This window comes from Roseibium hamelinense, from assembly GCF_007830545.1.
Taxonomy (GTDB): Bacteria; Pseudomonadota; Alphaproteobacteria; order Rhizobiales; family Stappiaceae; genus Roseibium; species Roseibium hamelinense.
This window is the reverse complement of record NZ_VLLF01000001.1, coordinates 540,011-558,441: the sequence shown is the minus strand read 5'-3', so window position 1 is coordinate 558,441 and position 18,431 is coordinate 540,011. Positions and strand designations below refer to the sequence as shown.

Genomic DNA, 18,431 nt, shown 5'->3' with positions numbered 1-18,431 from the left:
TGTCGAGTTAGCGCCCGCCGCCGGAACAGGTTATCGCGATATAACCGGATAGCATTTCACCAAGCGGACTGTTCTCTCTTAATTGTCACAACGAGATACGATTGTGTGACGTTGGCTTGTCCAACTTCCAGGGCTCCAGGACGAGCTGTTCTTCGCCGGTGTCTTGACATCGGGGCACTCCAGGCTGGCACCCTGCGGCCATTCCGATCGTTTGCAACTTTAATGAAGAAGGAGACACTCATGTCATCCTGGAACCCGTTTTGGAACCTTTCACAATCTTTCCTGAACCAGGGAATGGCCTCTGTCGGCTATGACGAAGCGGGTCAGCCAAAGAACTGGGATCAACCAGCTCCAAGGACAAACAAGCGGATTTCGGCTGGAAGCCCCGGAATGAAGAGCTTCAAACGCAAATCCGGACCACAACAATCCAGAGCCAGTCAGAACATCGCAAACCGTGGGTCGAGCGGTCCGCAGCGAAACCAACAGAACGTCCCGTACCAGAACGGCGCCGGTCCGTTCAATCAACGTCTTTTCCGGTGGTGCGGTATTCCGGACCAGTACGCTCAGAACATCCAGAATACATACACGGACATGATGATGAACCTTGAGTATCAGGCAAACCAGCTGTCCGAAAATGCGGGCAAGCCGTTCAATCCGAACAGCGGTGCCGATCCGTTCACGCATGCAACCCGCGCGACCTACGATCGTTTTGTCGACGATCTGGAGACCGGTTTGTCGAGCATAGAGAACAATTTGAACACCTTGCACAAAGGCATCCATGTCAGCTCAAATCTCGATACCGCGTTCCACCAGGCACGGGATCAGTTGGTTCAAATGAACCAACTGAACGTGATTTCCGAAAATGATTTTACAGACCTGCTCGATGTCCTGACCGGTGACTACAACTTCCGGAAAGCGCAGGGGAGTGATCTAAGTGCCGACGCGTACCGGTCGTTTATCGACCAAATGATTGACGATCGACTGCGATGAAGAGACCTCCCGCCCATCTTCGAAGCAGATGTGGTCTTGGCGACCTGCACTACGCGTCCTAACCGCATAAAAAAGCCCAAGCTCTTAATTGCTTGGGCTTTTTTATGTAGCAGGGCCACGTGCACAGTAACTCTTGTCTGATGACTGTCAGTTCCGGTTTGTTTTTCTATTGTACGCACACACGCTGATTTTGGATTATATGTTACAAAATTTACCCGAAATATTTTCATATATTCCACTCTGGAGTCAACGGGTCTCAGCTCCTAAGGCAGGTTAGAATTTCAGCGCTCGTAGCATCTGGAATCACACTGTTATTCTGACCGAAAGCCTCAAAGAAAATCCAATCGCCTGTACCGGTTGCAGCAAGGCACACAGTGGCAGGACGGGCGCCGGCCCAGTGATAGAAATAAAGCTCTCCGGCAAGGATTTCGGGCAGGTAGGCACTGACTCCATTGCGCATTTCATGGTCTTCCGAATTGAGCGCGGCCCGGTCGGAGATTGGAAAGAGCGGCGCGGCCGTGGATACCGGTGGCGGCGGAAAGACACGGCTTTTGTACCCAAGGTCCGTGAAACGTGCGAACCACCATTGAAAGGTCTGTGGCACGGCGACTTCGCAAAGCGCTTTGAGAGCGGCTGTCTTTTGGGCGTCCGTCAGGTGCCGGAGGCCCTCGCTCACCATGTAGGTGAACCGTGGGAGCGAAATGCCCTTGTTCAAGAGGTCTTGCTTGTCAAACTGACTGACGAGTGGTGATTGCGAAGTGGCCGTGCTGATGATGTCTGCGCTGAGCGCGAGGAGCTCGGGCCCAGGTTTCATGGGAGAGCCATCGGGATTGTTGTCAAGAACCTTGACGAGCGCTGCGGCTTGATCGCTCGCCAAGCAGGGCGGAAGCAGGTCGAGTACACCCAAAACAGCACTTGAAAAATCCCGGTTAAGCAGCTGGGAAAACAGTTTTTCGCGCGGAACGCTGGCGATGAAATCCGCAAACGCAAATCTATTCTGGGCTTTGGAATGCTGTGTGGTGCGGAATATGTCCAGAGCAAGCGACAATGCGCCAACGCGGCCGAACGCGGCATGCCTGTGAACGTGCCGCCAAAGGCGCGGATGCTGTGCGCAAAGGTCTAGTAGGAGCCATTGCGATCGTCCGAAGGGAGCGATCAGCCGCTTCAACAGAACGGGCAGGGAATTGAGATATTCTGCGAAATAGATGTCCGCCCGATGGCCAGGTTTGAGCTTGTGACCGTCGACCGGTTTAGAGTGGCCAAGGACACTCAGGCTTTCCGCTTTCAAACCGTAGGCCGGACAATCGAGGATTGGCCAATCCGGCAAAATCTCTTCCGGTTTCCGATTGACAAGCGCGGTCCAGCAACCAAAGCGGCGATCCCAGAACCCGTAGAGCACGGCGCCGCCGTCGAAGTTTTCGGTCAAGCCGCGCGCGGTCCATTGATAACTTGCGTAAATGGTCGATGGCGCACCACCGGGCCCCGTATCAAATTGAAGTGCGGTTTGTGCCGGTTCTGTGCCTGTTTGCGCCATGCGCCGCCTCCAGTCCGATGACTTGGAAACGGTATCTTGAGCAGCGTTTTGCGCAATCCGCTAGCCAAACTGAATCGCGTTTTTAAACAATCAACGGAACGGTCTTGTCAGTCTTTACAGCGCTAGATTCTGAAGACGAGCCGAAGTGTGTCGGCCAGATGACGTTGATATGCCAGGGGTGCGAATCGGCTTCAGGATAAGGGCAACACGGCAAAGACTAGTTCCGGATCGGAATTTGCACCTCGTTCCTGCGGAATGGCGGCAAAGTGAAAGGCGCATTGAAATAGGCGAAAACAGGTGATCCGATTGCCTTTAAACCCTCTGTTTTCATGTAGGCCTCCAGTGCTTTTGTATGGCGTTGGAAATTTGAATTGGTCCAGCGCCCGGAAAACGTGATTGCTGCTACTTTTTGACCCGGCACTGAGATGATCGAAATCGCGTCATTGTCGGGTACCGGTGCGGTCTTCTCGGAAAAGGATGACGGCAGATAGAAGGCGACATTCCATGTCCGGGAGCCGGCCGGGACTTGGGCAACCGGTGCGGTCATGGGAATCTTGACGGATTCCCTGGTCTGCCGAACTGGCGCAGTCATTGAGATCTTTTGTTTTTCCGTGTTTTCGCCCGAGATGTAGCCGAACAAGATATTGAACGCTTTGCGCGATGCTGCGCTGCGGCTTCCTGATACCGTTACCTGGGCGGCGGTCACTGGCTCGTATTGACGAATCTCAACGGACCCGTCCTTCTGCAAGACTTTATAGGCTGGCTCTTCCAAATCCGCTGAAGCGGGGTGCGGATAATACAACGATGCTGTTGCTAAAACCCCGCTGAATAAGACAGCTGCCACCGTTCTGCGTATCAAAACTGGTCTCCAAATCGTCTCCCGGTCCTACATAGTGCTGTTCGGAGAACACACCAGAGCGGCAGTTTGCACAGTGCAAGGTGTGGCCAAAATGGGCTGGGTGTTTTATACCCCCTCCCGAAACCTGTAGCTGAGCCAAGCTGCATTAAACAGGCGCCTTGGCAACGGCAAAAGCGCCCAGCGGACAGCGAAACGACGGGCGTTTAACAATCTGCCGGGCCACCCGTGCGAGACGGCCCGACCAATTCCCGTTTTGAAGGTTTGTGTCACAGTATGCTTCAAACACCGTACTACCTGATCGACAAGTCAAAGCTGCTGCGCAACATGGAAAAGATCGCCTATCTGCGCGAGCGGTCCGATGCCAAAGCGCTGCTGGCGCTGAAATGCTTCGCAACCTGGTGCGTTTTCGATTTCATGCGCGACTACATGGACGGGACAACGTCTTCGTCCCTGAACGAAGTCAAACTGGGCAACACCCGCTTTGGCAAAGAAACCCATGCCTACTCTGTGGCATATGCCGATCATGAGATTGATGAAGTTGTGTCCCATGCGGACAAGATCATCTTCAACTCGATCAGCCAGCTGGAGCGTTTCGGCGACAAGGCCGACGGTATTATCCGAGGGCTGCGCCTCAACCCGCAGGTCAGCTCATCGACGTTTGATCTTGCCGATCCGGCAAGACCGTTTTCCCGGCTCGGTGAATGGGATGTGGAAAAGGTTGATCGGGTAATGAACCAGGTTAGCGGGTTCATGATCCACAACAATTGCGAAAACGACGATTTCGATCTGTTTGACCGCATGTTGAACGATATCGAGCATAAGTTCGGACCGCTCTTAAAGCGTGCCGGATGGGTCAGCCTTGGCGGCGGCATTCACTTCACCGGTGAAGACTATCCGATCGATCAATTCGCTGACCGGTTAAAACGGTTTGCGGATGCGTACGGTGTACAAGTCTATCTGGAGCCGGGAGAAGCGGCGATCACCAGATCGACATCACTGGAAACGACGGTTCTGGACACCCTCTATAACGGCAAGCACCTTGCGATAGTCGATTCGTCCATCGAAGCGCACATGCTGGATCTGCTGATTTACCGCGAAACTGCGAAAGTCGAACCGAACAAGGGCCCGCATCGCTACATGATTTGCGGTAAATCTTGCCTCGCAGGGGATATTTTTGGCGAGTTTGATTTTCCAGAGGAATTGAAAATCGGCGATAGGGTCTCTTTCGAGGACGCTGCCGGTTACACCATGGTCAAAAAGAACTGGTTTAACGGCGTGGCCATGCCGGCGATAGCCGTCAAGGAAACCGACGGAACAGTGCAAACGGTGCGCGCATTTACGTATGACGATTTTGAATCCGGCTTGTCGTAAGGCGTGGCCAATCCGGTACATGCTGTCGTCCAAAGTCACTTTTCACGCTCAAAAAGGGTAAAAAGCACAGATGAAAAAAAACGTTCTGATCATCGGCGCCGGAGGTGTCGCACAGGTGGTGGCGCATAAATGCGCGCAGAACAATGATGTTCTCGGCGACATTCATATCGCCTCGCGCACCAAGTTGAAATGCGACCAGATCATTGAAACCGTGCATGCCAAAAAGGCGATGAAACAGGACGGTGTGCTGGAAGCTCATGAGTTGAATGCCCTTGATATTGAGGCCACTGCGGATTTGATCCGCAAGACGAAGTCTGAAATCGTCATCAATGTCGGGACGGCATTTTTGAACATGTCGGTCCTGAGTGCGTGCCTCAACACCGGGGCGGCCTATATCGACACGGCCATCCATGAAGAGCCGGGCAAAATCTGCGAAACGCCGCCGTGGTACGGAAACTACGAGTGGAAGCGCGCGCAAGAGTGCGAAGAAGCCGGCGTCACAGCAATCCTCGGTGCCGGTTTTGATCCGGGCGTCGTCAACGCCTATGCGCGCCTTGCCAAGGATGACTACCTCGACAAGGTGACCGACGTCGACATCGTTGACATTAATGCGGGCAGCCACAAGCAGTATTTTGCCACCAACTTTGATCCGGAGATCAACTTCCGGGAATTCACCGGCACGGTTTATTCCTGGCAGGGTGGAGAGTGGCAATCCAACAAGATGTTTGAAATCGGCAAGGAATACGACCTGCCGGTGGTCGGCAAGCGCATGGCCTATCTGTGCGGCCATGACGAGGTCCATTCGCTTGCGAAAAACATGGACGGCGCCGATGTCCGCTTTTGGATGGGCTTTGGCGAGCATTACATCAACGTATTCACGGTGCTTAAGAATATTGGCCTGTTGTCCGAGCAACCCGTCACGACAGCTGAAGGTCAGGAAGTCGTGCCGCTCAAAGTGGTCAAGGCCTGCTTGCCAGACCCCTCGTCGCTTGCGCCTGAATATGAAGGCAAGACCTGTATCGGCGATTTCGTGAAGGGCACAAAGGACGGCAAGGAAACGGAAGTCTTTATTTACAACGTGGCCGACCATGCCGAAGCCTATGCGGAAGTCGGCAGCCAGGGCATTTCCTACACAGCCGGCGTGCCGCCGGTCGCCGCCGCGATGCTGATTGCAACCGGCGAATGGGACGTCAAGAAGATGGCCAATGTTGAAGAACTGCCGCCGCATCCGTTCCTTGGCATCTTGAACAGGATTGGCCTGCCGACGCGTATCAAAGACGCCAACGGCGACCGGCCGATCGAATTCTAAGGCAGATCGATATTCAGACCCTTGTAAAAAGCGCGCAGCTATTGCGCGCTTTTTTCGTTTGCTGCCCTAGCTCTCAGTCTCACAAGCTGTTTGAGACAAGGCTATCGTGAGGATGAACAAGCAGGTGAACCGGACGCGCCACGGCGTGGCCAATGGGGCGGACAAAGCCGAACCAGTTTTGTCGGATGCCGAGATTAGCGAAATCATCAGCATGGCATGGGACGATGAGGTTGCTTTTGATCATATTGCGATTCAGACAGGTCTGTCAGAACCACAGGTCATTGCCCTTATGCGCCGGAACATGAAACCGTCGAGTTTTCGCCTGTGGCGCAAAAGGGTGTCGGGCCGCAAAGCAAAACATGCTCAAAAGGCGTGAAGACGCGGTCCTGGCGCGTATAAGGGAGGCTTCATGCGCATTCTGGTTTTTCTGGGAACGGTCCGCGATACAACTCCGCCGCGGCCGGCAAGATTGGGCTTAAGGGTGGCGCGCGCCTGCGTCCAGCGCCTTGCAGCCGCCGGGGCGGATCCCGTGCTGATTGATCCGCTTGAAATTGAGTTGCCGCTGCCGTTCAAACCCCAGTTTTCCTACTCCGAAGGCAAGGCTCCTGCGCAGCTGGACAGGCTGGCCGATCAAATAGCCACCGCCGACGGCTATGTGATGGTCAGCCCGGAATACAATCACTCCATGTCGCCGGCGCTTGCGCATCTGCTGAATCACTTCGGCAGTTCTTTGTTCTCTTACCGGCCCAGTGCGATTGCAACTTATTCGGCCGGCCAATGGGGCGGGGCGCGGGCCGCAGTGAATATGAGGACATTCCTGTCTGAACTTGGCTGCCTGCCAGTGTCTGCAATGATCCATGTGCCAAAGGCGCATGAGGTGTTTGCTGAAAGCGGGGCCTACCTTGCCGATGTGGATGCTGAGCGATGGGATGGCTATCTGGGCCGGACAATTTCACAGCTTCTGTGGTGGGCGGCCGCATCGAAGACGGCCCGTGCAACCGGAAACGGCACCCGTCCAGATGCCTTTTTGAAGGATCCGTCGCAGCGCAACGCGCCATGATCTTCCGCGCAGCTGGATGTACGACGGACCCTACGAAATATCGGAAAACGAACGGGAAAATGGCGGAGGGGGTGGGATTCGAACCCACGGAACGCTTGCACGCTCGGCGGTTTTCAAGACCGCTGCAATCGACCACTCTGCCACCCCTCCAGGCCGCAGGGCCTCCGTTTCCTTTTTTCAGAGCATAAAGTCAAGCCCCTCAAACAGGAATTCCATTAAACACATTTGGAAAACGTAGAAGGGGCGGGCCGCCGGTCCGGTGTCGTGGGCAGGGAGTAGACCGGCGGCCAATTTGCTGGAGGTGGGTTCCAGCGACTGCAAGGCGACAGGGCGGTCGCTTGCAACACCAATACGCTAGGACGTCCGGCCGCCTCAGGTTGTGACCTGGATCACAAACGTGCATTTGGTACATATCACGCACTCGTTCTTCCGATTTTAGGCCGGTTCGGTGTGGACGGTTCGCCGGCAATCGATCGCTGGAGCAAACACCTCTCGACGGGTGATTCACTTTAGAGTAAGAAAGTTGCGGTTTAACCAGCTAAGCGGGGCCGAGCGGGGGCTGGCCGTGCTTGTTGTGTTGGGAGCTTGTCTCCCGTCAGGATATGGGTGGCGCTGCCAGCCAATGGTCCATCGTCAATTTGCGCAGTGCGGGGCAGCCGGCGCATGTGAGTTAGGGTAGCGGATGCAAGACTTTGGCGATCAACGCAGGCTTGCGGAAACGTGTTTGAGGGGCAGCATGGGGCAGAACAAATCGGGTTCCGGTCACTTCAAGCAATATTGGGCGCCGTTGCGCACCGGACTTTTGGTTGCTGCTGCCGCTGGCGTCCTGGCAGCGTGTAGCGCAACACCCGAAACACCCAAGGCGAAATTCAGCCCTAAGAAATACGGCGTGAAAGGCAGCCCCAAAGTGGTTGCCGCAGGTCAGCCCGTTCCTAAAGGCGGGGGGCGGTATGTGGTCGGCAAAAAATACAAGATCGCCGGCAAATGGTACTACCCGAAGCATGATCCGAATTACAGAAACGTCGGTTTGGCGTCATGGTATGGGCCGACCTTCCATGGCCGCAAGACTGCCAACGGCGAGGTCTTTGACCGCAACGGCTTGACCGCTGCCCACACCACCATGCCGCTGCCGTCCTATGCGCGCGTGACCAATGTCTCAAACGGCCGGTCGATGATCGTGCGCGTCAATGACCGCGGCCCGTTCCACGGAAATCGGATCATCGATCTTTCCGAGCGCGTTGCGACAATGCTCGGCACGAAAGATCAAGGCATCGGTAAGGTCAAGGTCGAGTATATCGGCAAAGCCCGTCTTGATGGCCAGGACGAAAAATATCTGATGGCATCTTACAGCGGCCCTGACGCAGTCCAGCCGGGAGGAACGTTCCCCGGTACACAGCTCGCCCAGGCGGTGCCTCCACAACTCATATTCGGCGGTGCGCCTGCGCCCGCGCCCCGGCCATACAACTCTCAGCCTGCAATCGCTTATGCAGGGCAGACACAGGTCGCCCAGGCCGCTTTCGATCCCGCGATCGCGTTCGAGGCGTCTCGCGGCACCGTGCAGGTTGCGTCGCTCAACACATTCGCCGGCGGCCTCACCGGCGATGAGGTTGTGACACCGACGTCGGCAACACCTGTCCCGGTTCCGGCATTTTCCGAGCCGCGTCCGGCCCCCGCAGCTGGAACACTTGGGGTCTTGCGGGTCCCGGCCCCGGCCGAACCGCAGTCCTTTGAGGCTGGTAGTGCGGTGTCGTCTTACATGGCCAATGGCCGTGTAGCAGCCGCCCATGATGTGTTCGGAACTGTGTCTGGCGGATCCATTTCGCTGGCGGAGCTTGCAAAGCGCCGTTAGGTTTCTGACTGTAGAGATCCCGTTCGGTCCGGCGGCAACGCAAGCGCCGTGGCCATTGGGGCACTGAGACAGACAGGAAGCTGACAAACCATGGGTGTTTTGAAACGCTTGAGACAGGCCGGTTTGGCTGCGGGTATCGTGTTTCAAGCGGCCGTTTGTGCTGCCACAGCAGATACGCTGTCAACGTCGGCCGACATTGCCATCCTCACCAACCCGCAGAGCGGCACCACCCTTTATGCCAAAGAGGCCGATACGCCCTTTGCACCCGGATCCTTAGCAAAAGTCATGACCGCTGCCGTTGTGTTCGAGGCACTCAACCAAGTTGAGGTGTCCTCTGATCAGAACTGCACCGTAAGCGAACATGCATGGCGAACCGGCGGCGCGCCTTCGCGGGGGGCGACCATGTTCGCGGCGATCAAGTCAGATATCCCGGTAGAGGATCTGTTGCGCGGTTTGCTGATCCATAACGCCAACGATGCCGCAATCATTCTTGGCGAATGCCTATCCGGAACCGAAGCGGGATTCGCGGCGCGCATGACAGCTTTCGGGGAAACGATCGGCATGACTGCAACCCGGTTCATGAACCCGACCGGGTATGAAATGGAGGGTGCGCAAACAACGGCGCGGGACCTTTCAGTGCTTGCAAGCTACATATTGAAATCGCATCCAGATCGATATGCGTTGTTCTCAGAGCCCGAGTTCACCTGGAACAACATCTTTCAGCGCAACAAAAATCCATTGATCGGCGAAATTCGCAACTTGGACGGTCTGGGTGCCGGGCAGAGCGAACAGGACGGGTTTGCCGGCCTTGCCTCCGTCGAACGCAACGGTTTGCGTGTGGTCGCAGTCGTGGCAGGTCTTCCCAGTGTGAATGCCCGCCTCAAGGCGATGCGCGAAGTGATCGAAGGTGCCTGGGACTTTTTTACAATTCAAACCCTTTATCAAAAAGGGGATGTCGTTGCCGAAGCATCTGTGTTTGGTGGCGAGCACGGGACTGTCCCCTTGATCGCAGCACAGAACGTGGATGTATTGCTGCCTCGGGGCGGAACATTGGACTATCGGCTCAGAGTTGTTTACGACGGCCCACTTGAAGCTCCCGTGAGCAAAGGGATGCCGGCCGGTGAATTACGTGTTGTCGGGCAGGACGGGGTCGTTCACACCAGCGCCCTTCAAACCGGAGCCGCTGTTCAACGTGGATCACTCCAGGCACGTGCAATCGACGGTCTGGCAGAGCTTTTGTTCGGATGGTTGTAACACCGTGTGGAAGCTGAGCAGATTTGGGAAGGGAAGGCAGACGCGTGCCAGGGCGTTTCATTACATTTGAAGGCGGAGAGGGCGCCGGGAAGTCGACACAGATCGCCCAGCTGAAAAAACGTCTTGAGGCGTCAGGCCACACTATTGTGGTAACGCGTGAGCCAGGCGGATCTCCGGGGGCGGAAAAGATCCGCGAGATGCTTTTGTCCGGCGCTGTGCAGGATCTGGGACCCCGCGGTGAAGCCATGCTTTTTGCGGCCGCGCGCGCAGACCATGTGGACCATACCATCCGTCCAGCGCTGGAGCGCGGCGACTGGGTTATCTGCGACCGCTATGCCGATTCCACGCGTGTGTATCAAGGGGAGGCCGGTGTTGACCCGAACTACCTTTTAATGCTGGAGGCAGCAGCTGTTGCCGGTGTACGCCCCGAACTGACGATTTTGATAGATATCCCGGTAGAAGTCGGACTGAACAGGGTGCGCAAGCGCTCAAAAGCCGAAGGCGGTGTGCCTCCTGACCGGTTTGAGGGGGAAGCCCTCGGCATTCACCAACGGCGGCGCTCTCTGTTCCTCGATCTTGCCAAGGCGGAGCCGCACAGGGTGTCTGTCATAGATGGCCGGAAACCTCAGGACGAAGTGACCGAAGCCGTCTGGCAGACTGTAAGGACACATTTCCCCGAGGACTTTTCTGAAGTTCAAGCGGAAAACGAGGATTTGGAACAGTTGCAGCCGGAAAATTCTGGAAAGGCACACCACGATGGCGCGTAAGGGAGAGGTTGAACTGATCCCGGAGGTATACGCTCTGGATGGCATACCACTACCGAGGCAACGGGCCAATTTGATCGGCCACGGGGCAACCGAATTCGCGCTCCTCAACGCCTACCGCTCCGACCGCCTGCATCACGCCTGGATCCTGGGTGGGCCGAAAGGCATCGGCAAGGCGACGCTTGCGTTTCGGTTTGCCAAATATGTCATTGCTCATCCGGACCGGTTCGGGTCTGTGGTTGCGGAAGCTTCCGACCTGTCGCTTCCGGCGGACGATCCCGTGTTTCGGCAAGTGCAAGCTGGTGGGCACCCGAACATCCTGCATTTACGGCGTCCATGGGATGACAAGGGCAAGCGCTTTAAGGCGGATTTGCCAGTCGATGAAGTCCGCAAAACAGTCTCTTTTTTCGGGACGACAGCCTCCGCAAGGGCGTGGCGGGTATGTATCGTTGATTCTGCGGATGAGATGAATGCGAACTCGGCGAATGCGCTCCTGAAAATTCTGGAAGAACCGCCCGCTCAATGCCTGTTTCTGGTTCTGTCGCACGCGCCTGGCCGCTTGCTGCCAACCATCCGGTCGAGGTGCCGGCGTCTGGACATGGCACCTTTGCAAACTGACGAACTGGAAATCGGCCTCAATGAACTGGCACCCGGACAAATCGAGGACCGCTCGCATCTTGAAGATCTGACGCATTTTGCCGATGGCAGCCTGCGGTCCGCGCTGACGTTGCTTTCAGGTGACGGCTTGGCCATCACACGCGGGTTTGTTGGCCTGGCGGCGGCTGCGCCTAGCATTGATGTTCCCGCTCTCCATGGGCTCAGCGATTTGGTATCGGCGCGCGGCCAGGAAGATAACTGGCAGAGCTTTCAGCACATCGCGCGCACGTGGGTGCATTCGCAAATGCGCGAGGATACTCGCGTGGCGGCACGTAATCTCCTGTTCTGGACGCAGCTCTGGGACCGGATCAATGCATCCATACGGGAAACAGATGCCCTCAATCTCGACCGCAAACAGGTGGTGCTGGATTTCTTTTTCCAACTGGCAAAACGACCAAGCACGACTGCTTGAGCATGCACGGCACTTGAACTTCTTTTCGTTCATGACTACCGAGTGGACACCAAAACGCTATTTGACCTAAAAACCGACCGCAGCGGAACTCCATGCTTGTAGACAGTCATTGCCATCTTGATTTTCCAGATTTCGACGAGGACCGGGACGCGCTCATTGAGCGCGCACACGCTGCAGGCGTCGATCTCATGGTGTCGATCTGTACGCGGGTGAGGAAGTTTCAAAACGTACTGGCCATAGCAGAGAACTATCCGGAAGTTTTTTGTTCAGTTGGCACGCATCCGCACAACGCGGGTGAGGAGCGGGGTATTACGGCCGACGAAATCGTCAAACTGACAGAACACCCCAAAGTGGTTGCAGTTGGTGAAGCCGGTCTTGATTATTTTTATGACAAAGCCCCGCGCGATGCACAGGCGGAGGGGTTGCGGGTACATTGCGATGTCGCGCGCCAGACCGGCCTGCCGCTTGTAATCCACGCACGTGATGCTGACGCCGACATGGAGGCTATCCTGCGCGACGAAATGAGCAAAGGCAGTTTCCCGGCGCTTCTGCATTGCTTTTCGTCCGGACGCGATCTGGCGATGGCCGGGGTCGAGCTCGGGCTGTATGTGTCCTTTTCCGGTATTTTGACCTTCAAGAGGTCTGAAGAACTTCGAGACATTGCAAGGGAACTGCCCGCCGACCGGCTTCTGGTCGAAACCGATGCACCTTATTTGGCGCCACAGCCCAAACGCGGCAAACGCAACGAGCCGGCCTATACCGCAATGACGGCTCAGGTGCTGGCTGAAACGCGCGGTCTTCCGCTGGATGAAATCGCCACCCAAACAACAGAGAATTTTTTCCGGCTTTTCTCCAAGGTTCCAAGGCCCGCAGCCCGTCCGGCGGACGTGGCATGAGCGCTGTGCTGCGGGTGACGATTCTCGGCTGCGGGTCCTCCGGCGGTGTGCCCCGGATCGGAAATGACTGGGGCGCCTGCGATCCGCAAGAGCCGAGAAACAACAGGAAAAGGTGCTCAGTTCTGGTTGAGCGTGTCCGCGACAACGAGACGACCCGGGTGCTGATCGATACCGGACCGGACCTGAGACAGCAAATGCTGGAAGCCGGGATCGGTCATCTCGACGCCGTACTCTATACGCATGCCCATGCCGATCATTTGCACGGCATCGATGATCTCCGAGTGTTCACCATCCGCAACAGGCGACGGATTCCTGTCTATATGGACACAGCAACCCGCGGGCGGGCGGAAGCGGCGTTCGGCTATTGTTTTGAAACGCCCGCAGGATCGTCTTACCCGCCGATCCTGGAGCCGCATCCCCTTGTCGCAGGTCAGACCGTCGAGATTGACGGGCCGGGCGGGCGGATCACCTTTAAGCCGATCGAAGTCGTACACGGCGATATCATGTCATTGGCCTTCAAATTCGCAGGGATTGCCTACCTGCCCGACGTGTCTCATATCCCGCAACCGGTACTGCCGGAGTTCGAGGGGCTCGACGTGTTCATTCTCGACGCATTGCGGCGCTCTCAGCACCCCAGCCATTTTTCCTTGTCCGACGCACTCAGATGTCTGGAGCGCACGAAGCCCAGCCGTGCCATCTTGACCAATATGCACAACGATTTGGATTACCGGACCTTGTGTTCGGAACTTCATCCGGGTGTTGAACCCGCTTATGACGGCCTGATCATAGAGCGGCCTTCGGACAGCTGACAGGTTCAGACAGCCATGGCCGATTCAATTGAGCGGAAAAAGCGAAAGCTGCCGACGGAAGAGCGGCTCCAACGTGCCGCCTTGCACTATCTGGACCGCTATGTGTCGTCCAGCGCGAACCTTCGCCGCGTTCTGGAACGCAAGGTCATAAAAGCTGCGCGGGATCACGGAACGAGCCCGCAAGACTATATCGGCCTGATCGATACGGTCGTTGAAAAATGCGAGCGGACCGGTCTGATCGACGACACGCGCTATGCGGAAACCAAGCTTGCATCCATGCGCCGCAAGGGGCGCTCGGAGCGCCAAATTAAGCAATATTTATCATCAAAAGGCGTCTCGCCGGAAACTGTCAGTTCTGTGCTGGAGCAGGACGGCACATCGGAGATGGAGGCTGCCATTCGCTATGCGCAGCGCCGGCGCCTTGGCCCTTTTTCGGATCCATCGAAACGGGCGGCCCGTCAGGAAAAAGACATGGCTGCACTGTGCCGGGCAGGCTTTTCCTACGCCATTTCGCGGCGGGTGATCGCCGATCAATCTTGAACGGTCACGGGAGGGTTAGGACCTCGGACCCACAAACAACAACTAATGATTGTGAAACACAGCGATAGCGTGTAACTACCCTTTTCTATCTGTTGAGTTGACCAAGTTAACTCGTGATAACATTCTCACCCTTATAAAAATAGGTCGAGCAATCGTTTTCCCATTTGGAGGTTCTGGGATAAAGGGTGTTGGGCAAAGTTCCACGTACCTGCAAGATCAATCGGATCCTGTCACCGTTGTAGTCTTAACCTCTATGCGGAACGCCTTATGCCGGAGTTAGCGGCAAGGATGCCTGTGCGTCAATAATGCCGAAGACGTTGACTTCGGCCCGGTGAAAGGCGCGTCGGCGCCCCCATTCATCGATGAAGGCGCAGATATTTCTCATCGGCCATTACCCGCTTGGCTGAGGGCATCGGCTTGAGGTCACTTGGCCGCCATCGGCGAACTATGCGCCTAAACAGCTGTACTGCCGAACTTAACTTGCAGAACGGGGCCGCAGTTTTGCCGTGTCGTGTTGAAGGTAACCGTTCAGCCCACCTCCACGGACCAGCGATCAAAGCGGTTTTAGAGGGTGGTACCGCAGATCATAGATTTCTGATGGATCAATCCTGCCGCCGCCCGACTTAAGAACAGGGGCGACGCTACCAATCACCCGCCGTTTATCAACACGAAGCTTGCCGCAGATAGTGTTCGGATTTGGCGGCGACACGGGAAACAGCTCTTCGCTGAGCCAAAAAACTATCTGACATGGCCAAACAGCTGTCCTGGACTCTGAAAATGAATTTATCGTATTTGCATAGCCGGTTTATGGGTCTGTGGCCTTGCAATGCGCCTCCCGGGCAAGCAGTCCAGCCTGAGTGGCCGACGCTTGCCCATTTATCTGCGGTGTTCAACACTTAAGTGCGCATCTTTCCCTTCAAGTTTTAATCTGATTTGGATGATTCTTGGAGATTTTGCGATCTGTCACCGTTAACCACCCAAAAAGACTGGATTTGATGTCTTGTTACAGCCAGTTTGTTCTGGAAATAAACATACTCGGCATGATATTTAAATAATATGAGTGCATAAGCTCACTTAAGTTTTGCCGGGTCAAACCTGTTCCAGGTCGACTTTAATCTCTTCGACTTCAAGAGATGCTTCTTGTCGCCTTGCATATTCTTCGTACTTACTCGAAATGTTTTGAAGAATTTCGCGGCAGGCCTGCATGTCGACGATTCCGATTGGAATGTGGTTTTTTGGGATTTTATCAGCTCTCGAAACTCAGAATGTCGTTCTGATGATCAGTGGGGGATGTCTGCTGGCGGCATCACTCTTGGTGTTAGCTGTTCCGTATCTTTCGTCACTTGCAGGTATGACAAGCGACACTTTGGATGGCGCATATACGCGCGTCTATCCCAAACTATTTACCGTAGACTAGGTGTTTAGGGTTCAGACTCAATCATATCCAGAATGCGACGAGTGTTGCGAGGGCGACAGCGGACAGGAAGTTCCTGGCGAGTTTGTCGTATCGGGTTGCGACGCGCCGGAAGTCCTTGAGACGGTTTAGTAGTGATAGCGGCGCTATCAAATTTACTGTTAAAACATCAGAAGACTGTCTTTTTGCTGCCAGTGGTGGGTTCAACATCCGCCTTTACCCGGTTCCGCTTTCTTCTGCGGCAGGTGGGAACTGGATTGGTCAAAATATCAGCACACCACTTTCGGCTTTTACGGATTTAAATGAGCAGTATAAAGCAATCAACAAGCAGATGAAGGACATGACTGCCTGGTCCCTGAGCAGTAAATCTTGGGACAAAAACTGGAGTGGCAGGACACCATATTCTCCCCGAACAATTGAAACGCGGTATCTGGGGCTTGTGCCAGAACCGCTTGGGGTTTTCGGTACACAGGTGCGCGAAGACAACGAATAAAGCGAGCAGATCGATTTACCGTCTCTGCTTGCGATGTTTTTGCAAGATGGCGCGTTGACTTCAGCGGAAGGGTGCTGTCACGACCTGGCCGATGGTCTATCGCGCAGCCACCGGACCACTGGCATCAGCGCAGAGAAAAAGTTCCATAATATTGATTATGCGAATAATGTATATAGCGCGGCACATTCTATCCCGAACTGCAACAAAGGCGCTAATCGGCTCCAAGATGCTCAGTGAGATGTTCTGGATGGAACTTGCCTAGCGAATTGAGGAAATCACTATTTTGCAGTTCGATATGCTTCTCGACTTTGGCCACGAACTGCTATCAAAGACGGGCGCAGCTATTGGAGGTTTGAGTTGATCACCGGAAAATGCGAATGCGGCAAGGTTGCCTTTGAAGTGGAAGCTGTCCGGGAAACGGTAACGGTTTGCCATTGCAGTCAATGCAGACGGATCAGCGGTCACACCTGGGCATGCACGCATGCACCGACGGATAAATTGCACTTCTCCAATAAGGATGGCCTTGAATGGTATGAGTCTTCGGGCTTTGCCAGAAGAGGATTCTGTAAGTATTGTGGGTCCAGCCTTTTTTACCAGACGAAGGGAGATGGCAATATCGCCATTGCCGCTGGGAGTTTGAACGGGCCGACAGGTCTGACAGTCGGAAAACACATATTCGTCAAAGATAAAGCCGACTACTACGAAATCCATGAAGACGAGCCGCAAATATCTCGCTTCTAAATGCTATCGAAAATCGTACGGTCAAACTCTTTAGCTCGTCGCCATCCGCGCCCTGACAGGCTTTGCACCCCCGACCAGCACGCCTGTGACCCGGGGGCTAACCGCCCCGCTCTGCGGCGGCTTTTAAGCCCTTGTTGCATTTACACTAGAAGTCACAAGCCATTCAGTGGTGCGACACTTCCCGTCCGTCTGACGCTGGTCAATGTCAACGTTGGGATGCAGGACGGGCTTTGACTGCCTGAGCGCTTAAGAAGCCTGCAATGTCTATGATCACCAACCCACGATATCCGCTGAAGCATCGTTAGATGCCCGAAAATCGCTTTGTGATCATCATTGACGCGCACATTGCCCGGGCCCCGCGGAGCCATCATCTCGGCTATTGGACATCCAGCGTGATGGCAAAGTCACCCGGTGCAACACCGGTATGTTCCAGCTGGGATGTGCAGGTGAATTTTCGCGAAACAGGCACCGCTACCTTTCCCGGTTTCCATGGACCGGCAAGTGTTGTTTTAAGCCGGGATACAACATAGCGGCAATGCGCCGTTCCAGATGGCGAACTCACCCGGATTTGGCAGGCAACCGAATTTGGAAAGCTGCTCAAGAGCGTGTTGTCGAAGAACCTGCCGGGGTCAAGGAACGCCGGCCAAGCCTGGGCCCATCGGCCCGCACAATTGCTATGCCCGTCAATCTTAACCCTGTCGCCTGAGCCATTCATCAGCGACATGCGTGCCTGCGGATGCCGCAAGTCTTGCGCCGAAGCATCTGCCATGAAACCAGCCGAACCGATCGCGCACAGAGCCACCAGTGTTGCAGCGTTCCTGGAGCGGGAAACAGCGATTTTTTTCAAGTCAATGATCATCATGACCAGCAATCTGCCACATTTGCCAGAACATGTCCTGCAAACACCAGTCATGACACCCTTGCAAGGCAAACGGAGGCCTATCACCTTGAAATTTCGACATACCTTTTCGGTGATCCTGATCATCATGGGCACCTCGAATGTTCAGGCCGCGCCGCCGGACCTGTTTGACACCATCAACGACCGGCTGGGCTATATGCAGGCGGTGGCTGCGTGGAAGGTCGAAAACCAGCATGCCATAGAAGACCCGGCTCGCGAAAAGATCGTGCTAAAAGCCGCCTCTGAAGCAGCGTCCAAGGCCGGATTTAACACCGATACGGTGGAAGTGTTTTTTGAAGCGCAAATAGAGGCCGCAAAAGCCATTCAGCTGTGCTGGGCAAACAGATGGCATACTGGATCCCCCCGCCCTGAACACGTGCCTGATCTTGTGACAGATGTCAGGCCGGCGCTGATCTCACTCGGCGACAAGATAATTGAACAGCTTTCGTCATTGTCCGTCAGCCCAAAGGATCAGGCAGACTTCAACGCCGCGGTCCGGGTTGATTGCCTGCCTGAAGACAATCGCAATGAGCTGTTTGACGCGCTGATCAATATTTCCGAAACAACCGAGTGACCCGGGC

The 18,431-nt window shown here is 55.3% G+C and carries 19 protein-coding genes, 1 tRNA gene and 1 pseudogene; 16 read left to right on the top strand and 5 right to left on the bottom strand.

Annotated features, from left to right (window positions below):
* Positions 1-240: 240 nt before the first annotated feature.
* Positions 241-990, top strand: coding sequence for a hypothetical protein (locus JM93_RS02680; RefSeq protein WP_145340506.1), 750 nt, complete (start codon positions 241-243; stop codon positions 988-990).
* Positions 991-1,246: 256 nt separating this feature from the next.
* On the opposite strand, the gene JM93_RS02675 is transcribed toward JM93_RS02680, so the two are convergent.
* Positions 1,247-2,524 (bottom strand): hypothetical protein, encoded by a 1,278-nt coding sequence (locus tag JM93_RS02675; protein ID WP_145340505.1) that lies wholly within the window; start codon positions 2,522-2,524, stop codon positions 1,247-1,249.
* 217 nt (positions 2,525-2,741) lie between these two features.
* Positions 2,742-3,383 (bottom strand): SOUL family heme-binding protein, encoded by a 642-nt coding sequence (locus JM93_RS02670; protein WP_155197712.1) that lies wholly within the window; start codon positions 3,381-3,383, stop codon positions 2,742-2,744.
* A 273-nt stretch (positions 3,384-3,656) separates the two neighbouring features.
* Between JM93_RS02670 and JM93_RS02665 the strand changes: the two genes are divergently transcribed.
* From JM93_RS02665 to JM93_RS02650, 4 genes are all read left to right on the top strand, one after another.
* On the top strand, positions 3,657-4,754 hold the full coding sequence (locus JM93_RS02665; protein ID WP_145340503.1) for a carboxynorspermidine decarboxylase: 1,098 nt from the start codon (positions 3,657-3,659) through the stop codon (positions 4,752-4,754).
* 70 nt (positions 4,755-4,824) lie between these two features.
* Positions 4,825-6,063 carry a saccharopine dehydrogenase family protein gene (locus JM93_RS02660; protein ID WP_145340502.1) on the top strand — a complete coding sequence of 413 codons (1,239 nt, stop codon included), beginning with the start codon at positions 4,825-4,827 and terminating at the stop codon, positions 6,061-6,063.
* Positions 6,064-6,175: 112 nt separating this feature from the next.
* Positions 6,176-6,439, top strand: a complete 264-nt coding sequence (locus JM93_RS02655) for a TIGR03643 family protein (protein ID WP_196220759.1) — start codon at positions 6,176-6,178, stop codon at positions 6,437-6,439.
* 33 nt (positions 6,440-6,472) lie between these two features.
* Positions 6,473-7,123 carry an NADPH-dependent FMN reductase gene (locus tag JM93_RS02650; protein WP_145340501.1) on the top strand — a complete coding sequence of 217 codons (651 nt, stop codon included), beginning with the start codon at positions 6,473-6,475 and terminating at the stop codon, positions 7,121-7,123.
* Positions 7,124-7,183: 60 nt separating this feature from the next.
* Here JM93_RS02650 and JM93_RS02645 read toward each other — a convergent pair.
* Positions 7,184-7,273, bottom strand: a tRNA-Ser gene (locus tag JM93_RS02645).
* Between the two features lie 586 nt (positions 7,274-7,859).
* Here JM93_RS02645 and JM93_RS02640 point away from each other — a divergent pair.
* The 8 genes from JM93_RS02640 (at position 7,860) to JM93_RS02605 (ending at position 15,721) form a co-directional block, all read left to right on the top strand.
* Complete coding sequence (locus JM93_RS02640) at positions 7,860-8,972, top strand: septal ring lytic transglycosylase RlpA family protein (protein WP_145340500.1); 1,113 nt, start codon at positions 7,860-7,862, stop codon at positions 8,970-8,972.
* Positions 8,973-9,062: 90 nt separating this feature from the next.
* Positions 9,063-10,226, top strand: a complete 1,164-nt coding sequence (locus JM93_RS02635; RefSeq protein ID WP_145340499.1) for a D-alanyl-D-alanine carboxypeptidase family protein — start codon at positions 9,063-9,065, stop codon at positions 10,224-10,226.
* Positions 10,227-10,270: 44 nt separating this feature from the next.
* The gene (gene tmk, locus JM93_RS02630; RefSeq protein WP_145340498.1) at positions 10,271-10,993 is read left to right on the top strand and encodes a dTMP kinase; all 723 of its coding nucleotides are present in this window, start codon (positions 10,271-10,273) and stop codon (positions 10,991-10,993) included.
* A complete protein-coding gene (locus JM93_RS02625) occupies positions 10,983-12,059 on the top strand; it encodes a DNA polymerase III subunit delta' (RefSeq protein WP_145340497.1) in 1,077 nt (358 codons plus the stop codon). The genes tmk and JM93_RS02625 overlap by 11 nt, the downstream gene beginning before the upstream one ends.
* A 92-nt stretch (positions 12,060-12,151) precedes the next feature.
* Entirely contained in the window at positions 12,152-12,955 is an 804-nt protein-coding gene (locus JM93_RS02620) for a TatD family hydrolase (RefSeq protein WP_145340496.1), read from the top strand.
* A complete protein-coding gene (locus JM93_RS02615; protein WP_145340495.1) occupies positions 12,952-13,764 on the top strand; it encodes an MBL fold metallo-hydrolase in 813 nt (270 codons plus the stop codon). The genes JM93_RS02620 and JM93_RS02615 overlap by 4 nt, the downstream gene beginning before the upstream one ends.
* Positions 13,765-13,779: 15 nt before the next feature.
* Positions 13,780-14,304: a regulatory protein RecX gene (locus JM93_RS02610; RefSeq protein ID WP_145340494.1), complete on the top strand. Its 525-nt coding sequence runs from the start codon at positions 13,780-13,782 to the stop codon at positions 14,302-14,304.
* Positions 14,305-15,508: 1,204 nt separating this feature from the next.
* On the top strand, positions 15,509-15,721 hold the full coding sequence (locus JM93_RS02605; protein ID WP_145340493.1) for a hypothetical protein: 213 nt from the start codon (positions 15,509-15,511) through the stop codon (positions 15,719-15,721).
* 21 nt (positions 15,722-15,742) lie between these two features.
* On the opposite strand, the pseudogene JM93_RS02600 reads toward JM93_RS02605, so the two are convergent.
* Positions 15,743-15,847 (bottom strand): annotated as a pseudogene (locus tag JM93_RS02600) (IS5/IS1182 family transposase); the annotation flags it as partial.
* Between JM93_RS02600 and JM93_RS21660 the strand changes: the two are divergent.
* Together JM93_RS21660 and JM93_RS02595 are read left to right on the top strand one after the other, a co-directional pair.
* Positions 15,837-16,211: a hypothetical protein gene (locus tag JM93_RS21660; protein ID WP_170230451.1), complete on the top strand. Its 375-nt coding sequence runs from the start codon at positions 15,837-15,839 to the stop codon at positions 16,209-16,211. The pseudogene JM93_RS02600 and the gene JM93_RS21660 sit on opposite strands and share 11 nt — an antisense overlap.
* 357 nt (positions 16,212-16,568) lie before the next feature.
* Complete coding sequence (locus JM93_RS02595) at positions 16,569-16,952, top strand: GFA family protein (RefSeq protein ID WP_145340492.1); 384 nt, start codon at positions 16,569-16,571, stop codon at positions 16,950-16,952.
* Between the two features lie 376 nt (positions 16,953-17,328).
* Here the strand turns inward: JM93_RS02595 and JM93_RS02590 are convergent, their stop codons facing one another.
* A complete protein-coding gene (locus JM93_RS02590) occupies positions 17,329-17,721 on the bottom strand; it encodes a hypothetical protein (protein ID WP_170230489.1) in 393 nt (130 codons plus the stop codon).
* Between JM93_RS02590 and aroQ the strand changes: the two genes are divergently transcribed.
* Positions 17,720-18,424: a gamma subclass chorismate mutase AroQ gene (gene aroQ / locus JM93_RS02585; protein ID WP_170230487.1), complete on the top strand. Its 705-nt coding sequence runs from the start codon at positions 17,720-17,722 to the stop codon at positions 18,422-18,424. The genes JM93_RS02590 and aroQ overlap by 2 nt on opposite strands.
* The last annotated feature ends 7 nt before the right edge of the window (positions 18,425-18,431 follow it).